Here is a 17,721-nt window from a genome sequence, read left to right as displayed (position 1 = left end):
CATACATTAAGTCATAAAAGTGAGCAGATATCTGTATCAACTATTTAAGATAAGTAAGAACGTATTCTGTAATATTTCATAACTTCATTATGAATCATTTTTGGCTTAGTTATTAACAGTTCTACTTAACTTGATACCAACACAAAACTAATAATAAACTTTAAAAAAGTTACGGTAATAATTTAAAAGGTTTTTTTTATGGCGACAATAAAAGATGTTGCACATTTAGCTAAAGTTTCTGTTGCGACAGTCTCGCGAGTGATTAACAACGCCGAAAACGTTAGTGATACCACACGCGAAACCGTAAAAAAAGCCATGGAAAAATTAAGTTATTATCCTGATGCTAATGCTCGTGCATTATCACAACAAAACTCTAATACTATTGGAATTGTTGTGGCTGACGTATCCGATCCATTTTTTGGTGCTATGGTTAGCACGGTAGAAAGAGTTGCATCCAAAACAGGACATTTTTTGCTAATTGGTAATGGTTACCATAATGAACAACAAGAATATAATGCAATAACTCACTTAATAGAGCATCGCTGCTCATCACTAGTTGTTCATGCAAAAATGTTACCCGATAGCAGATTGATAAAATTAATGGAGCAAGTGCCAGGGATGGTATTAATCAATCGGCTATTGAAAGGTTTTGAAAAGCGTTGTATTGCTCTAGATGACCGTTATGGTTCATATCTAGCCGTAAAACATTTAATCCAGCATGGACATACTAAAATTGGATATTTATGCTCTAACCATGAAATTTCTGACTCGTCCGATCGGTTACAAGGCTATAAAGATGCATTAATTGAACACAATATTGATGTTAATGAAAACTTTATTGCCTTCTCCTCACCTAATGAAGAAGGAGGAGAACAAGCAATGATGTCACTATTGGAACGTAATCGAGAAATTACCGCAATTGCCTGTTATAACGACTCAATGGCCGCTGGTGCAATGTCAGTGTTATATGATAACGACATAAAAATTCCAGCAGAAATTTCCATTATTGGATTTGATGATTTGCTACTTGCGCGCTATTTACATCCAAAATTAACCACCATCCGTTACCCACTTCATACAATGGCTGAACAAGCTGCGGAACTGGCATTATGCTTGGCAAAAGGCGAAGCACCTTCAGCAAATTTAATTAATATATATACGCCCACCCTCTCTAAACGGTATTCAGTCTATCCAATTGAATAATTGATACAAAATATAAATTAATCAAAGTATACCTACCAATGTAATCGCATACATAAAAAATTAAAATTATAAAAATAAAATCAATCAAATAAAAATGTATTCGATTACACAAATGTTAACTTGATCACTGTTTTCAATAATTGAATCATTATAATTAAAAAGTCAAAAAAGATTTTAGACATTATCAGATATACTTGAACAAATGGAGAGGCTTATGAATCCGTCCCTAGATGATATTATCAACAGACAAGATTGGAATAATCTATCTGTATTAAGCATGAACAAACTTGATACCCATCCAAAATTTCATAGTTGGCGAAACAAGCAAAATGCTAAAAATAATGCTGATTCAAGTGCCATTATTTCACTTAATGGTGACTGGTTTTTTAGTTATTACCAAAATCCTAAACAAGTACCTGTATCATGGTTAAAAAAAGAAATAGATAAAAATACTATTCCAGTTCTATCAAATTGGCAATTACATGGCTATGATGCGCCTGTTTATACTAATATCCGATATCCATTTCCTTATAATCCCCCATTTGTTCCTGAAGATAACCCAACTGGTTGCTATTCTCGCTATTTTAAAATTGATAAAAAATGGTTAAATAAAGGGGACACAAGAATTATATTTGATGGTGTCAGCTCAGCATTTCATCTTTGGTGTAACGGCAATTGGGTTGGCTATTCACAAGACAGTCGCATCGCTGCTGAATTTGATTTAACGCCTTTTTTAAAAGAAGGTGAAAATCGAATTGCTGTATTAGTATTGAAATGGTGTGATGGTAGTTATTTAGAAGATCAAGATATGTGGCGATTAAGTGGTATTTTCCGTGGAGTTTCACTACTTAACAAACCAAAATCACATTTGAGTGATATTCATGTTAAAACGGAGCTTGACGCTTGCTATCAAAATGCAATATTAACATTGCAAGTTAACGTAAAGCATGACAGTGAGATAGACATGCTAAATGTCGGTATTGAGTTATGGCAAAAAGACAAACTCATTCTTGAACAAACGCAACCAATCGGAATATCTTTTGTTGATGAAAAAGGTGGATATAATGACCGAATGACATGCCATATTCCCGTCAATAAACCACAATTGTGGAGTGCCGAAACCCCAAATCTTTACCGACTAGTTGTTAGCTTAAATCATAAGAAAACCGGCTTGATTGAATCAGAGGCTTATAATATTGGTTTCCGAACTGTTGAAATCAAACATGGGCAACTCTGTTTAAACGGTAAACCACTTCTTATTAAAGGAACTAACCGTCACGAATTTTATCCTGATATGGGCTATGCTGTTACCGTACAAGCCATGTTGCACGATATCAAGTTAATTAAACAGCACAACTTCAACGCTGTACGTTGCAGCCATTACCCTAACGATCCTCGTTGGTATGAACTTTGTGATGAATTTGGACTATACGTAGTTGATGAAGCCAATATTGAATCGCACGGCATGTTCCCAATGTCTCGATTATCTGACGATCCTCGTTGGTTAGCAACTTATAGTGAACGAGTAACTCGCATGGTTCAACGTGACCGAAATCATCCTGCCATAATTATTTGGTCATTAGGAAATGAATCAGGGCACGGGGCAAATCATGATGCACTATACTCATGGATAAAAAGCAATGACCCAACTCGTCCAGTACAATATGAAGGTGGTGGTGCCAATACTAAAGCTACTGACATTATTTGCCCTATGTATGCCCGAGTTGAACAAGATCAACCTCATCCTAATGTGCCTAAATGGGCGATAAAAAAATGGATATCCATGCCAGATGAAGAGCGACCACTCATTTTATGTGAATATGCTCATGCAATGGGAAACAGTCTAGGTGCATTCTATAAATATTGGCAAGCCTTTAGACAATATCCTCGATTACAAGGAGGATTTATTTGGGAATGGGCTGATCATGGTATTCGTTGCCATACCAAATCTGGCGAAAGTTATTGGGCTTACGGTGGTGATTTTGGTGAAGCGTATCATGACAGACAATTTTGTTTAGACGGTTTAGTGTTTCCTGATCGCCAAGCACACCCAAGTTTAATTGAAGCTAAAAAAGTACAACAACCTTTCCAATTTAAACTTATAAACCAAAAACCATTAGTTATTGAAGTAAAGAGTGAGTATTTATTCTATACTACTAACAATGAAACATTAGAATGGGAATTGTTGGTTGATGGTAAAATCCAACAAAGTGGTAAAGTTAAACTGACTATTTCACCTAATAACCCTATTGAACTCAAACTTATAGATGACATTGATAATAACTTTGATGGTGAAGACTTACACTTATCACTCAGAGTCATCCAAAATAGAGCTACTACTTGGTCTCCAGCAAAACACGTTGTGGCTTGGGAACAATTTAAATTAACCAATAGGTTTATTCCACAATTAGCATTTAGTAACAACAAAACATCACTAAAATTAACTGAAAATAAAACCGAATTTGTTGTTAATTGGAAGAACCAAAGTTGGCAAATCAACAAAAAAACTGGCCAACTTAGTCAATGGAGCAAAAACAAAAAACCACTATTAGCCAGCGCTATTGCAGATCAGTTTATACGAGCACCAATCGATAATGATATTGGAATTAGTGGTGACTTTGACAGTAATAACAATCCATATGCATGGGTCGAACAGTGGAAGGCGGCGGGTTACTTTGATTTAAGCCACAAATGTTTAGCAATAAGAGCATCACAAACTGAGAATTATGTGATCATTGAAGTTTTGCACAGCTACTCGGTGAAAAAACGCAAAGTTATTCAAAGTAAGTGGGTACATCAGTTTGATCAAGATGGTATCTTAACTATCTCAGTTGAAGTGGACATTGCCAATGACATGCCAGCACCAGCTCGTATAGGTTTGACGTATCAATTAAAAGGGATACCAAAACAGGTGAAATGGCTTGGCTTAGGACCACATGAAAATTATCCAGATCGAAAAACTTCAGCGATTTTTGGTGATTGGTCATTACCATTTTCTGAACTTTACACACCTTACATTTATCCATGTGAAAACGGCCTACGCTGTGATGTAAAACAATTAACACTTAATGAGATGACGATTACTGGTCATCAATTTAAATTTAACATCAATCAATATGGAACTAAACAGTTGATGGAAAAAAGTCATAGACACTTATTAGAACCACAACAAGACGCCTATGTTAGTATTGATGCTTATCATATGGGAATAGGCGGTGATGATTCTTGGACACCAAATGTTCACAGTGAATATTTACTAACCGATAAACATTATCGATATCAACTAAAATTTACATGTTGATTTACATAATTTCTTCAAAAAATTAAAGGCACAACTATTTGTGCCTTTTTATTTAAGTTAAATTCTCACCATCAAACAATTTATCAAGTTTCTCAATAAACTCTTGTTTTGGTAGATGGTAAAAAATACCTTTATCAGGAAGCCCACGTAAGAATAGATAGTAAACTCCGCCAAAATAAGTTTCATATCGATAGTCGGGTAAACGACTTCGCAAAAATCGATGCAACGCCAAACAATAAAGTTGATATTGCAATTCATAACGATGCTCACACATTACTTGATTTAATGCTTGCTCAGTATAGGCCTCTATACCATCACCTAACCAATTTGATTTATAGTCAACAATATAATATTTACCTTGATACTCAAACACTAAATCGATAAATCCCTTTAACATGCCTTGTACCGTTTCAAAATCTAAAGGTGGACACTGTTTAGATAAATCATCGTATTGTTTGCATAAACTATCTAGTTGCGAGCTAGTCACGGCATGGCGAATAGGAAAATAGAATTGTAGTTCATTAATGCATTTGCTATTTAAAATACTGGCTAATGTCGAACAATCTTGATGTAGCTTAGTTGTTAATACTTGTTGAAGCCAATCATTTAGTACCCTTAACCAAGGTTCATCCAAACCCAATTTTTTAATCGTAGTTGTACATAATTCATCGGCATTACTTGGCGTTAAATTTTCCATAATGGAATGTAACAATGTACCAACATAAGCACCTTTTGGGAAATGATGAATGTCATATTGCACCTCAGATAATAAAGAAGCATCTGGCGGCACACGACTCTCACTCCAATCACTAGCTAAATTAAAACCATTGTTATGTTTTTGTAACTCGGTATAGCTTGTCACTCGCCAACTATTAGATAATTTACGTTTAAATTCATTAGCAGCCAGTAACATATTAGGAGCTTCTGTGGCAGTATACTGCTCCCCAAATATAGGTAATTGTAGTTCAACCAAATCTGCAAATTTACCAATCGAGCGTAATTGGCCTTTTAATAAATAATCAATTGCTGATTGACTCTTTTTCAATGATGCTAAGCCAACACTACAATGATAGATTGAGCGCGTCATCGCCACATAAAGTAATCGTAGATCTTCAGCTAAACGTTCATCTTCAATTTGTTGTTTGACATCATCGGTTAATAACCAAGCATAAGTGGGTTGATAATCATTATTTTTATCATGATAAAACTGACTATCTGAATTACGAAATTGGGCAGCAAATGGTAACCATACAATAGGAAACTCTAAACCTTTTGATTTATGGATCGTAATAATTTTTACTAAATTTTCATCGCTTTCTAAGCGTTGTTCATGATTTTCTATATTAGAGTCAGGGCTGACAATTTGCCTAGATAACCAACGAACCAAAGCATGTGGGCTATCTAGTTCATCAGCGGCTTCTTGCAGCAATTCGCCTAAATGCATAAAGTTAGTTAATGTACGTTCACCATTTGGGCTAGCTAGGATATTTTCAGCTAACTTACGCTTTTTCATCATCCGCCGCAACATTACTAACACACCATAATATTGCCAAATAATCTGGTACTGTTTGAACTCCTCTATCAACCCTTCCCATTTATCTTGATCATCGATAATTTGCTCCAGCTCGGCCATTGTTTGCCCTAATAGTGTCGTCATTAAAGCTAAACGCAAAGCCGCTTCATTTTCGGGCATTAAAACAGCTTGTAATAGATAAAGAATCTCTTGTGCTTCTTTAGATAGGAATACGCTATTGCGATTGGATAAATAAACGCTTTTAACCCCAAAAGCAGCCAATTTTTGTTGGATGATTTCGGCTTCGCGCCCAGTTCGGACTAAAATCGCAATATCAGCAGTGGTGATTGAACGATGCTCATCTTTATCCTTTATCAAAATTGTTGGATCTGTCAACCAAGTCACAATTTGCTTAGCGCAACAGCTAGCAATATGTTCTTGATAATCTGTTTTTGTGGTAACTTCATCAGGTAATAAATAGGCTGTTAACGCATTAACTTCACGTTGATTGATGATCAATCCTTTATGCTGATTTCTTTCAGCACTTTCCATTGGAAAAAAAGAAATATTTTCAAAAATAAAAGGATTATCATGATTGCTAAATAGTGCATTGACTGCATCAACCATAGACGATGAGGAGCGATGATTAACCTGCATAGTAAAATTATTTTCACCGGTTGATAATTTCGCTTTTAAATAAGTAAAAATATCCGCACCACGAAAACTATAAATAGCTTGCTTCGGATCACCAATAAACAGTAAACCGGTTGATTCAGGATAACAACCATAGATACGATCAAATATTTTATATTGCACAGGATCAGTATCTTGAAATTCATCAATCAAGGCCACGCAATATTTTTGCGCAATACTTTGTGCTAATCGCTTTCCATTTTTAGCTCGTAAGGCGCGATTTAACTGGCTTAATAAATCGTCAAAACTCATCTTACCAAGTTTAACTTTTTGCGCATAAATACCTTTTTGAATGACGCTAACTATATCCATTAAAATTTCGCTACGTAAATCAATAGCACTATTGCATAACCGATCGATCTTTTCAAAAACAACATGAACAGGAGGATCTTTATCTTGCTTAGTTTTTTCAATTAAAATCGATTGGCTAAATTTAGTTAATTCACTAGGTATTTTGAATGATTGGGTGGGTAATTGAGCCCAAGCAGTCACTTTAGCAAACCAATTTGGTAAAAAGCGGTTATTATAAGATTGTTTATTAACTCCTGATCGAGCAATGATTTCAGGAAGATCTGCAACAGAATCTAACCACAGTTTTTTAACTAATTCGATCTGCTCAAAATGTTTTCGATAAAACTGCTCGATCTTTTTAGTAATGTCAAAATTCTCTTCTTGCGATTGATCAAATTCAAAATTTAAATAAGGATTAATATCTGATAATAACGATTTTGGATCTTGCCAATAATCAAGAATTAAATAAACTAACGCTCTATCAAGCGGAACAAAATAGTGACGCCAAAAATCTTGGACAACTTGTAACTTTAGGTCTTGCTCATCAGTAATTAGCGTCTGCTCAAACAGTACCCCAGATTCAAAAGCATGGCTAGTTAAAATGCGTTGACAAAAACCATGGATAGTATAAATCGCTGCATCATCCATTGATTGCTGAGCTTGAGTTAGTCTTTGGATAGCATCATCTGTATCTTCAACTAAATCAATTAGCTGTTGATAGATAGGATCTTCATGACGACCTTGTAAAAGTCCTAAACGCAGTTCTTGGATATTTTGTCTTATTCGCGATCTAAGTTCTTGAGTTGCAGCTTTTGTAAAAGTCACAACTAAAATTTGATTAACCTCGAGCGGTGTAGGATAGTTATTTTTACCAATCCCAAGTAATAACCGGAGATAAATGAATGCGAGCGAATAGGTTTTACCAGTCCCAGCCGACGCTTCGATCAGCGTTCGACCTGTTAACGGTAAATCAAAAAGATTAAGTTTTTTTATTCCACTACATGAAACCATTCTAACTTTCCTGCCGCATTGGGTGATAGTTCAACACAAGCAATAGCAGCTGTAGGAAACATTGGTGGTGAAACATCTGGACATAATTCATTAACCAAATAACCAACTAAAGGAAGATGGGAAACAATAATTACATTCTCGATCCCACGAGCGGGAAGTGTCATTAATAAATCGGCAATATGGGAAGGACTTCCACCTGGCACCAAAAAATTATCAGTTTCAACTTTAGGTATATGGCAGTATGAAGACAATTCAGAGAAAGTCTGTTGTGCTCTTAGATAAGGACTAACTAACCCTAAATCAAATTTGAAATCTTGCTGATTAAGCCATATACCAGCCAAACTGGCTTGTTTTCTACCAAAATCAGTCAATGATCGACTTGCATCAGATGAAGCAGAAAAACCTGCTTCACCATGCCTCATAATACAAATCTTCATAAAACAGGGATTAACGTAATTTTAATTGGAAGATCATACATTCTGCACCACAACAGAAAGTGAATTTAGCTGTCAATTTATAGCCATTTTCTACTTTATCGATGCTGCTATTGATTTCGCAAGGTTCTGTTTCAACATCTTTAGCTGCTTGTGTCAAAGAGGCTAATTTTGCTTTTGCTTCTGATTCAGTTGTGAAAATATTTTCATATTCTGCACTACAATCTTCATTATCAATAATTGTGCCGACATCAACACAACAACAAGCTGGTGTTTCATTAGCTTTACATTTATTTAGAGAATCTGTCATCCTATACCTCTGTTCACCGATTGAATTGGTATTAGTATACTCTGAATAAACACCAAGGGCAAAATGTAAAAAAGCTTTACCACGGCAAAAATTTTTAGCGTATATTAGTTCCTAATTTTTATATTTTTGAATTAATTTGTAATATTATGGAACAGTATAATCACGTTCGTAAAATGGCTATTTTAGTAGCGGCAACCTTCTTCATGGAAAATCTAGACGCTACGGTGATAACCACAGCAATTCCCGCAATGGCGAAATCATTTTTAACTAATCCACAAGATTTATCTATCGGTATTAGCGCCTATATGTTAGCACTTACAATTGGCCTTCCCGCGAGTGGCTGGATCGCAAATCGATTTACAGCTTATCGTGTCTTCTCGATTTCAATTATATTATTTATGTTTGCATCAATATTGTGTGCTTTATCGACTAACCTAACCATGTTTACTATCGCAAGATTGATTCAAGGTTTAGGGGGATCATTAATGGTGCCAGTAGGTAGAACAGTAGTACTAAGTCGAACTGAAAAACAGCATCTTGTTAGCACAATATCAATTCTCGTTTGGCCAGGTTTAATTGCACCATTGATGGGACCAATTATTGGTGGATTCTTTGCCCAATATCTCACTTGGCATTGGATATTTATCCTCAATATTCCATTAGGCTTTATTGCATTATTTTTCGCTCATCACCTATTACCTAAAGAACTACCTGAAAAACGCTCATTTGATATTGTTGGATTTATCGCTTGTGGCTTAGGCTTATTATTGTTTGTGTATGGACTTGAAATGGTTTCCCACTCAAATAGTCGTTTATGGCTAGCTCTCGGCACTTCCTTTGCAGGTTGCCTAATATTAATCTTCGCCTATTACCATCTCACACATACAAAATACCCATTAATTAGCCTATACGCATTTTCAAAACGCACATTTAGAATGACCTTCTTTGGAGGCTCACTAATACGGATGGGCTTGAACAGCGCTCCATTTATTTTACCACTAATGTTTCAAATCGGTTTTGGATGGTCACCATTAACAGCTGGTTCCTTATTACTTTCACTATTCGCAGGAAATATCATTTTCAAAACCATTAATACACCTTTAATTCACAAGTTTGGGTTTCGTAAAATTCTAATCGTTAATGGTCTATTATTGTCATTTAGTTTTGTATTGTGTGCGCTCTTCACACCAAAAACACCAATCATTTGGATTATATTGGTTCTATTCTTTTCTGGTGGTGCACGTTCGATCCAATTTACTACAATAACAACCTTAAGTTTTTCAGAAATTGAAAAAAACGAAATGCAAAGCGCTAATATTTTATCAACCCTTTTTCAACAACTAAACAACGTGCTAGGCATTGTTTTAAGTGCCTTATTTCTATTTATTGCGTCAAGCTATAATGGACATAATCAGATAATGGTTGAAGATTTTCGGTTAGCATTATTTATGGTGGCAGGAATGACTCTATTGGCGATGATTGATTTTATCTCGTTACCCAAAAATGCTGGCAACAATTTAAATGAAAAAAAACCTCTGCCATAAGATGCAGAGGTTTAAGATGAATTAAAGTCCTAAAACTTAGGTGCTGATGGGCGACCCCGTTTTTTCGCAAAACCTTTATCCTTAGACTCAGGTTTACTACTTCTACTTCCACGCTTAGCTTCAGATGGTTTACCTGTAACTAAACTCATTTTCATCGGTTGATTTAGCACTCTAACGCGCTCAAAGTGCTTAAGGATATCTTTAGGCATACCTTTTGGTAATTCTACTGTTGAATAAGTCTCGTAAAGTTTGATATTACCAATATAGCGACTACTAATATCAGCTTCATTGGCAATTGCACCAACAATATGGCGCACTTCAACACCGTTTTCTTTACCAATTTCAATACGGTACATATCCATCTCGCCAACATCTCGACGCTCACGACGTTTTGGAGACTCACGATTATCGCCTCTTAAACGACGCTCACCACTTCGACCATCACGATATTCTCTTGTTGGTTTAAAGACCGGATCAGGAGGAAGAATTAACGGACGATCACTTTGTGCTAAACGTAACAGTGCAGTTGCAATCGTTTCAAGATCTGCACCACTATCAGCTTGGATTTGAGTTAATAACGATTGATACTGATCTAAATCCGCACTCTCAAGTTGTTGTTGAACTTGCTGAGTAAATTTAGCCAAACGACGTTTTTCAAGCAATTCTTTAGAAGGTAGTGCCACTTCCGGAATGGGTTTCTTGATAGTTTGCTCAATATTTTTAAGCAAACGACGCTCACGACTATCCACAAACAAAATCGCTCGCCCTGCTCGTCCAGCGCGTCCAGTTCGTCCGATACGATGAACGTACGATTCAGAATCAAGTGTAATATCATAGTTAATTACTAAACTAATACGCTCAACATCTAACCCACGTGCTGCAACATCGGTTGCAATTAAAATATCTAACCGACTATTACGTAAACGATCGAGTGTTTGTTCTCGTAGTTGTTGCGTCATATCACCATTTAAGGCAGCACAACTATAACCGTGTTTTTCTAATACTTCTGCTACTTCTAAAGTTGCTGTTTTAGTACGCACAAAAACAATCGCAGCATCAAAATCTTCAGCTTCTAAGAAGCGCACAATTGCTTCATTCTTACGCATACCGCGTACTAACCAATAGCTTTGATCAATATCGGGAGCCGTTTGATTAGTCCCTTTGATTTGCACTTCTTTTGGATTATGCATAAAACGTTTAGTAATCCGACGAATTGGGGCTGGCATAGTTGCTGAAAACAGCGCCGTTTGATGATCTTCTGGAATTGAAGCCATAATGCTTTCAACATCATCAATAAAGCCCATTCTTAGCATTTCATCAGCTTCATCTAATACTAAACCTTTAAGATTAGAAAGATCTAAAGTCTTACGGTTTAAATGATCTAATAAACGACCAGGTGTCCCCACAACAATTTGAGGACCTTGTTTTAATGCACGCAATTGCACATCATAACGTTGACCACCATAAAGAGCTAATACTTTAACCCCTTTTACATATTTAGAATACTCAGCACAAGCATCAGCAACTTGAATAGCTAGCTCACGTGTTGGTGCTAAAACCAATAATTGTGGCGCTTTCAAATTAGCATCAATATTCATTAAAAAAGGGATTGAAAAGGCTGCAGTTTTACCACTACCTGTTTGAGCCATACCTAATACATCATTACCCTCTAAGAGTAAGGGAATACATTCAGCTTGGATTGGTGATGGTTTCGTAAAACCAAGATCATTTAATGCATTAAGGATTTCCTCAGATAAACCAAGGTCAATAAAAGATATTTCTTTTGTCATGTAAACTCGCTTATAAATTTGCCTATATACGCTTAATATTTGGTTAGGATTACATTTGATCGTTATTAATCAAGATAATTCATGAGGATTACTGCATACATCACAAATTATGACTATACCAAAATAAAGAAGCCTATATAAATTTATGCCAGCTCACTAAATTGAAAATTTACAACTCACCCCAATAACTAACAACCAATACTTACTCAATCAAATAGCCATTTATTCTAATGCAATTGATATTTGGAAAAATACAATTGATAAGAAACATGTAAAGAATCGAGAATATATTTTGGGCAAATCAGAACTACGCTATAACAATATTTTCACTTTTAAACTGGCATGACCCTTGTTACTTTTCGTCAAGTAACTTAATTTCATAGAGCGCCTGTTGATGTTCAACAAAGTTATAAATATTATTTGCTAAAGCATATTTAAATAACATTTTGGCACGCTCATTGTTACCTTTACTTTGGTAATATTTACCTAAATAAAAGTAAGCTTCACAAAGGCGCTCGGCTAATTGCCGATCATTTTCAACACCTTGTTGAAGGTTTTGCATTAATTTAGATTCGCTTATCTTACCTAAATAAAATGCAATGATATTACTGCCATAACTCGATTTATCGTTAATAAGATCGTAACGTTTTTGTAGCTGAGTTAAGGCAGCTTGTTTATCTATTTCTTTTTCAATCAAATAAAGCCATAAAATCCGAATAGGCTCATTGACATCATATTTATAAAATTTTTCTGCATCAAGCTTTGCAGCTTGATAATGCCCTGTACGATACAGAGTTACTGCACGATTAAAATAGGCATAAGCATAAGAAGAATCCAGCTCTAATGTTGTATTAAACGCCATCATCGCATTATCGAAATCACCGTCTCTTAACGCATAAGTACCCAGAAAATTATATACATCTGGAATTTCTGGGTTAAAGCTTAAAAGATGGTTAAAATCACTTTGTGCAAATGCTTTAAAACCTAATGAATCGTAAATAATTCCTCGTTCAAAAATAAGCTGCATCCTAGATGGGGTATCAAGATCGCGACTTGATAACTGCTGACTAATTTGCGCTATTTTCAATTCATCGTCATAGGTAACTTGCTCAGGAGCAACAAGTAACGGCTGAGAATTTGAACAACCTGACAAAATAATGACTGCAAGAATACAGCACAACATCCTCAGGTTGAATAATCTCATTTTTTAACTCCTGGTGAATAATATCTTATTCAGCTGCTGGCTCAACATCAGAATTCGGCTCAACAGCATCTTTCATACTTAAACGAATTCGACCTTGGCGATCAATTTCAAGTACTTTAACATTCACTTCTTGACCTACTTTCAAGTAGTCTGCAACTTTCTCAACACGGTGATCAGCAATTTGAGAAACATGAACAAGTCCTTCTTTACCACCAATAATTGATACAAAAGCACCGAAATCAACAATACGGGTTACCTTACCAGTATAGATTTTACCAATTTCAACATCAGCAACTAAATTATTAATACGTTCGATTGCATCTTTAGCCTTATTGCCATCAGTTGCCGCAATTTTAACTGTACCATCATCAGTAATTTCAATGGTAGTACCAGTCTCTTCAGTTAGTGCACGAATCGTAGCACCACCTTTACCGATAATATCGCGTATTTTATCTGGATTAACATTCATCGTATAGATACGAGGAGCAAATTCAGAAATTTCCTGACGAGGTTTATTAATTGCTTGTTCCATCACCCCTAAAATATGCAAGCGAGCACCTTTAGCTTGATTTAATGCAACTTGCATAATTTCTTTAGTGATACCTTCAATTTTGATATCCATTTGAAGTGCACTCACACCTTCACGGGTACCGGCTACTTTGAAGTCCATATCACCTAGATGATCTTCATCACCTAAAATATCAGATAACACCACAAAGTTATCGCCTTCTTTCACAAGCCCCATTGCGATACCTGCAACAGAAGACTTAATTGGCACACCAGCATCCATAAGCGCTAATGAAGCACCACAAACTGAAGCCATTGAAGAAGAACCATTAGATTCAGTAATCTCTGAAACAACACGAACAGTATATGGGAACTCTTCTTTACTTGGCATTACAGCAGCAACACCACGCTTAGCTAAACGACCATGACCAATTTCACGACGTTTTGGCGAACCAACCATGCCAGTTTCACCTACTGAGTATGGAGGGAAGTTGTAGTGTAATAAGAATCGCTCAGTATACTCACCAGTTAACTCATCAATAATCTGAGCGTCACGTTCAGTTCCTAATGTTGCTGTCACTAGTGCTTGAGTTTCACCACGCGTAAATAAAGCACTACCATGCGTTCTTGGTAATACATTGGTACGAATATCAAGCGCACGAATCATATCTTTTTCGCGACCATCAATACGTGGCTCACCAGCGATAACACGTTGACGAACGATTTGACTTTCTAAATCAACAATAATATTGATAACTTCGTTTTCATCAAGCTCTTCGTCTTTCTCTTTAAGTACCGCTAACACTTCTTCTTTAATCAAATCGATTTGTGCATAACGAGCTTGTTTTTCAGTGATACGATAAGCCTCACCTAAACGAGCTTTAGCTAAGTCAGAAACAGCATTAAACAGCTCTTCATTTTTAGCAGGTGCAACCCAATCCCATTTTTCACAATTCGCTTTCGCTACAAACTCATTAATATTATCAATAACAACTTGTTGTTGATCATGACCAAAAACCACCGCAGCTAACATCTGATCTTCAGTTAACAAATCAGCTTCTGATTCAACCATTAACACGGCACTTTTGGTACCTGCAACAACCAAATCTAAACGGCTTGATGCTAGCTCTTTAACTGATGGATTTAGCACAAACTCATCATTGATAAAACCAACACGTGCTGCGCCAATTGGACCATGGAACGGTACACCAGATAAACAAAGCGCAGCCGATGCACCAATCATCGCCACCAAATCAGGGCTAACATCTGGATTTACAGACACCACAGTTGCAATGATTTGAATCTCATTAACAAAACCTTCTGGGAATAAAGGACGAAGTGGACGGTCAATTAAACGAGCAATTAACGTTTCGCCTTCGCTCGGACGACCTTCTCGTTTAAAGAAACCACCTGGAATACGGCCTGCTGCATAAGTACGTTCTTGATAGTTAACGGTTAAAGGAAAGAAGTCTTGCCCTTCTTTCACTTTCTTATTAGCTACTACAGTCACAAAAACCGCAGTATCGTCCATATTGACCATAACCGCAGCTGTTGCTTGACGCGCCATAATACCCGTTTCTAATGTAACTGTATGACGACCATATTGAAATTTTTGATATGTCGGATTAAACAAAATAAATTCCTCTTGTTATAAATCATGTTGAAGTTTGATATTTCGACAGGAAGCAGCGCAATGCTGGAACATATTGATACACACTTCAACCATGTGGGGGATACTCAACAAAAGATTATTTCACTGTCACGACTAATGACAAATCTATAAATTATAGAGCTCTCATTAGTCGCGCGAAACATGAGACATAATCTTCTATTTTTATTAATTTTTCTCTACAAAGCAATTAAACATGCTTTTCGAGCTCAGCATTATAGCAAAGCCCTAAATTTATACAACGAAAAAGAGGCCTAAGCCTCTTTTCAAGTAGATAAATATTAGCGACGTAAACCTAGTTTTTGAATCAACTGGTTATAACGGTCAAAGTCTGTACGACGTAAATAATCTAATAATTTACGACGGCTAGAAACCATACGTAATAAACCACGACGGCTATGGTGATCTTTCTTATGCTCAGAAAAATGACCTTGTAAATCATTAATACGCGCAGTTAAAAGAGCGACTTGAACTTCAGTTGAACCAGTGTCGTTAGTACCACGACCATATTCAGCAACGATTTTCGCTTTTGCTTCTACAGTTAGAGACATAATAAACCTCTTAAAATAAATAAAAAAATGGAATGACCGATCTCTAATTCAGACATTCCTCGGTATTCATATAATCAATATATGAATTGTGCGCAATTATACTGGAATTTATTGAAATAGCAATTTGATTTAGTAATTTAAAACGCTTATTTAAGTTTAAAACCATATTCTTCTTGGATAAGCTTTTTCAACGCTTCAATATAATTTTGCGCCGACAAACTTAATTGCGCTTTTTGCGAAGTTATCCAACCGATTAAAATCTTCTCATCAACGGCCAAAGGAATAGACAAAATATCCGAACCATTCAAATCAGTACTGAGCACGCCAGTACTAATTGTATAACCATTTAACCCATGCAATAAATTAAACAACGTCGCTCTGTCACTTACATGAATACTTTTCTTATGATAGACGGTACTTAAAATCTCTTCCGAAAAATAAAAAGAGTTATATTCACCCTGTTCAAAAGAGAGATATGGAAAATCCTCCAAATCTTCAAGCGTCAACGACTTCATAGCAGCTAAAGGATGATGGGTGCTAATAAACACATGAGGATCGGCTTCAAACAAAGGATTAAAAGTAAGACGATGCTCTTTAAGCAGTCGCAAAATCACCTTTTGATTAAAATCGGTCAGATACAAAATACCCACTTCACTACGCAAATTGGCAACATCAGTAATAATGTCGTAAGTCCGCGTTTCTCGTAAGGTGAACTCATATTCATCTGTATGATTCTTCTTGATTAAATTAACAAACGCATTAACTGCAAACGCATAATGCTGCGTTGAAATACTGCATAACTGCTTAGAGGGTTCTTTTTTTGAAAAATGTTGCTCCAACAATTGAGCTTGATCTAAAACCTGCTTAGCATACCCCAAAAATTCCACACCATCAGCCGAGAGTGAAACCCCTTTTGATGTTCTTACAAAAATCTCGATACCGAATTCGGCTTCCAAATCCTTAACCGCAGTGGAAAGACTAGGCTGAGTAATATAAAGATTCTTAGCAGCCTCATTAATCGAGCCTGAGCGAGCTATTTCTAAAATGTAACGTAATTGTTGAAGTTTCATGGCATCACTTAATGGATTGTTATAAGCAAATCATTTTGCAATATAAATTTAACTATATATTAAATATAATTATATGTGCAGTAAAAACTATAGCTCAAAAATCCAATTTAACAAAATAGATAGACTGTTTAATTTAATATAGCATTTTGTTTACAATATAATTCATTGCTGTTATTCACCTTTGGATCGTCGATAATTATCATACTCATCAATTATCTAGTATCAATATATCTTACCAGTTTCCTATATAGATACCACAATGATAACAAATCACTTCTTCAATTTAGTAATTAAATAAATTTTTACTGAATTTTGTACGGTTTATCCCTATGTATATAGAGAACACAATATATCCAGCTGGGTGTCCATCTAAAAATGCGGTTTATCCCTATGTATATAGGGAACACTTCTAAAATTTCTTTAATATTCATTGTTTATTCCGGTTTATCCCTATGTATATAGGGAACACCCACTAGAAGTGTATGCAATAACACAACACCCCGGTTTATCCCTATGTATATAGGGAACACTGAGCCAAAAGGAAAAGATGTTAAACCTTTGTCGGTTTATCCCTATGTATATAGGGAACACTCTTATTATAACCGATTGTTTTATAATTAAAATATTAAC

At 35.8% G+C, this 17,721-nt stretch carries 11 protein-coding genes and 1 CRISPR repeat array; of the genes, 3 read left to right on the top strand and 8 right to left on the bottom strand.

The features are described from left to right. Nucleotides 1–198 precede the first annotated feature (198 nt). Both J3U09_RS06620 and J3U09_RS06615 read left to right on the top strand, forming a co-directional pair. Nucleotides 199–1,203, top strand: a complete 1,005-nt coding sequence (locus J3U09_RS06620; RefSeq protein ID WP_065562192.1) for a substrate-binding domain-containing protein — start codon at nucleotides 199–201, stop codon at nucleotides 1,201–1,203. A gap of 202 nt (nucleotides 1,204–1,405) precedes the next feature. Further along, entirely contained in the window at nucleotides 1,406–4,504 is a 3,099-nt protein-coding gene (locus J3U09_RS06615; protein WP_416380044.1) for a beta-galactosidase, read from the top strand. 52 nt (nucleotides 4,505–4,556) lie between these two features. Here J3U09_RS06615 and recB read toward each other — a convergent pair whose 3' ends face one another. From recB to J3U09_RS06600, 3 genes are read right to left on the bottom strand one after another with little or no spacing between them, the layout of a single operon-like run. Further along, complete coding sequence (recB, locus tag J3U09_RS06610) at nucleotides 4,557–8,012, bottom strand: exodeoxyribonuclease V subunit beta (RefSeq protein ID WP_267357578.1); 3,456 nt, start codon at nucleotides 8,010–8,012, stop codon at nucleotides 4,557–4,559. Further along, the gene (gene sixA / locus J3U09_RS06605) at nucleotides 7,991–8,434 is read right to left on the bottom strand and encodes a phosphohistidine phosphatase SixA (protein WP_218060002.1); all 444 of its coding nucleotides are present in this window, start codon (nucleotides 8,432–8,434) and stop codon (nucleotides 7,991–7,993) included. The genes recB and sixA overlap by 22 nt, the downstream gene beginning before the upstream one ends. 25 nt (nucleotides 8,435–8,459) lie before the next feature. Beyond that, the gene (locus J3U09_RS06600; RefSeq protein ID WP_065562196.1) at nucleotides 8,460–8,756 is read right to left on the bottom strand and encodes a YfcZ/YiiS family protein; all 297 of its coding nucleotides are present in this window, start codon (nucleotides 8,754–8,756) and stop codon (nucleotides 8,460–8,462) included. Between the two features lie 146 nt (nucleotides 8,757–8,902). Between J3U09_RS06600 and J3U09_RS06595 the strand changes: the two genes are divergently transcribed. Then, nucleotides 8,903–10,300 carry an MFS transporter gene (locus J3U09_RS06595; protein WP_267357576.1) on the top strand — a complete coding sequence of 466 codons (1,398 nt, stop codon included), beginning with the start codon at nucleotides 8,903–8,905 and terminating at the stop codon, nucleotides 10,298–10,300. A 29-nt stretch (nucleotides 10,301–10,329) separates the two neighbouring features. On the opposite strand, the gene J3U09_RS06590 is transcribed toward J3U09_RS06595, so the two are convergent. The 5 genes from J3U09_RS06590 to J3U09_RS06570 all read right to left on the bottom strand — a co-directional run bounded on the left by J3U09_RS06590 (nucleotide 10,330) and on the right by J3U09_RS06570 (nucleotide 17,091). Beyond that, a complete protein-coding gene (locus J3U09_RS06590) occupies nucleotides 10,330–12,090 on the bottom strand; it encodes a DEAD/DEAH family ATP-dependent RNA helicase (RefSeq protein WP_267357574.1) in 1,761 nt (586 codons plus the stop codon). 352 nt (nucleotides 12,091–12,442) lie between these two features. Next, nucleotides 12,443–13,294 (bottom strand): lipoprotein NlpI, encoded by an 852-nt coding sequence (gene nlpI, locus J3U09_RS06585; protein ID WP_065734300.1) that lies wholly within the window; start codon nucleotides 13,292–13,294, stop codon nucleotides 12,443–12,445. 25 nt (nucleotides 13,295–13,319) lie between these two features. Further along, nucleotides 13,320–15,434 (bottom strand): polyribonucleotide nucleotidyltransferase, encoded by a 2,115-nt coding sequence (pnp, locus tag J3U09_RS06580; RefSeq protein ID WP_065562199.1) that lies wholly within the window; start codon nucleotides 15,432–15,434, stop codon nucleotides 13,320–13,322. 317 nt (nucleotides 15,435–15,751) lie between these two features. Next, nucleotides 15,752–16,021 (bottom strand): 30S ribosomal protein S15, encoded by a 270-nt coding sequence (gene rpsO, locus J3U09_RS06575; protein WP_065562200.1) that lies wholly within the window; start codon nucleotides 16,019–16,021, stop codon nucleotides 15,752–15,754. Nucleotides 16,022–16,167: 146 nt separating this feature from the next. After that, the gene (locus J3U09_RS06570; protein ID WP_065562201.1) at nucleotides 16,168–17,091 is read right to left on the bottom strand and encodes a LysR family transcriptional regulator; all 924 of its coding nucleotides are present in this window, start codon (nucleotides 17,089–17,091) and stop codon (nucleotides 16,168–16,170) included. A 317-nt stretch (nucleotides 17,092–17,408) separates the two neighbouring features. Continuing rightward, nucleotides 17,409–17,682: a CRISPR direct-repeat array (repeat unit 29 nt; unit sequence CGGTTTATCCCTATGTATATAGGGAACAC). Between the last annotated feature and the right edge of the window lie 39 nt (nucleotides 17,683–17,721).

It is taken from the genome of Gilliamella sp. B2889 (assembly GCF_026536885.1).
GTDB classification, from domain to species: domain Bacteria; phylum Pseudomonadota; class Gammaproteobacteria; order Enterobacterales; family Orbaceae; genus Gilliamella; species Gilliamella apicola_E.
This window is presented reverse-complemented; position numbering and strand designations above follow the sequence as displayed.

Coding starts and splice junctions, on each gene's coding strand:
- sixA (WP_218060002.1), bottom strand. CDS start 8,434: ATGAGGCATGGTGAAGCAGGTTTTTCTGCTTCATCTGATGCAAGTCGA.
- rpsO (WP_065562200.1), bottom strand. CDS start 16,021: ATGTCTCTAACTGTAGAAGCAAAAGCGAAAATCGTTGCTGAATATGGT.
- nlpI (WP_065734300.1), bottom strand. CDS start 13,294: ATGAGATTATTCAACCTGAGGATGTTGTGCTGTATTCTTGCAGTCATT.
- J3U09_RS06570 (WP_065562201.1), bottom strand. CDS start 17,091: ATGAAACTTCAACAATTACGTTACATTTTAGAAATAGCTCGCTCAGGC.
- J3U09_RS06620 (WP_065562192.1), top strand. CDS start 199: ATGGCGACAATAAAAGATGTTGCACATTTAGCTAAAGTTTCTGTTGCG.
- J3U09_RS06600 (WP_065562196.1), bottom strand. CDS start 8,756: ATGACAGATTCTCTAAATAAATGTAAAGCTAATGAAACACCAGCTTGT.
- J3U09_RS06595 (WP_267357576.1), top strand. CDS start 8,903: ATGGAACAGTATAATCACGTTCGTAAAATGGCTATTTTAGTAGCGGCA.
- J3U09_RS06590 (WP_267357574.1), bottom strand. CDS start 12,090: ATGACAAAAGAAATATCTTTTATTGACCTTGGTTTATCTGAGGAAATC.
- recB (WP_267357578.1), bottom strand. CDS start 8,012: ATGGTTTCATGTAGTGGAATAAAAAAACTTAATCTTTTTGATTTACCG.
- J3U09_RS06615 (WP_416380044.1), top strand. CDS start 1,406: ATGGAGAGGCTTATGAATCCGTCCCTAGATGATATTATCAACAGACAA.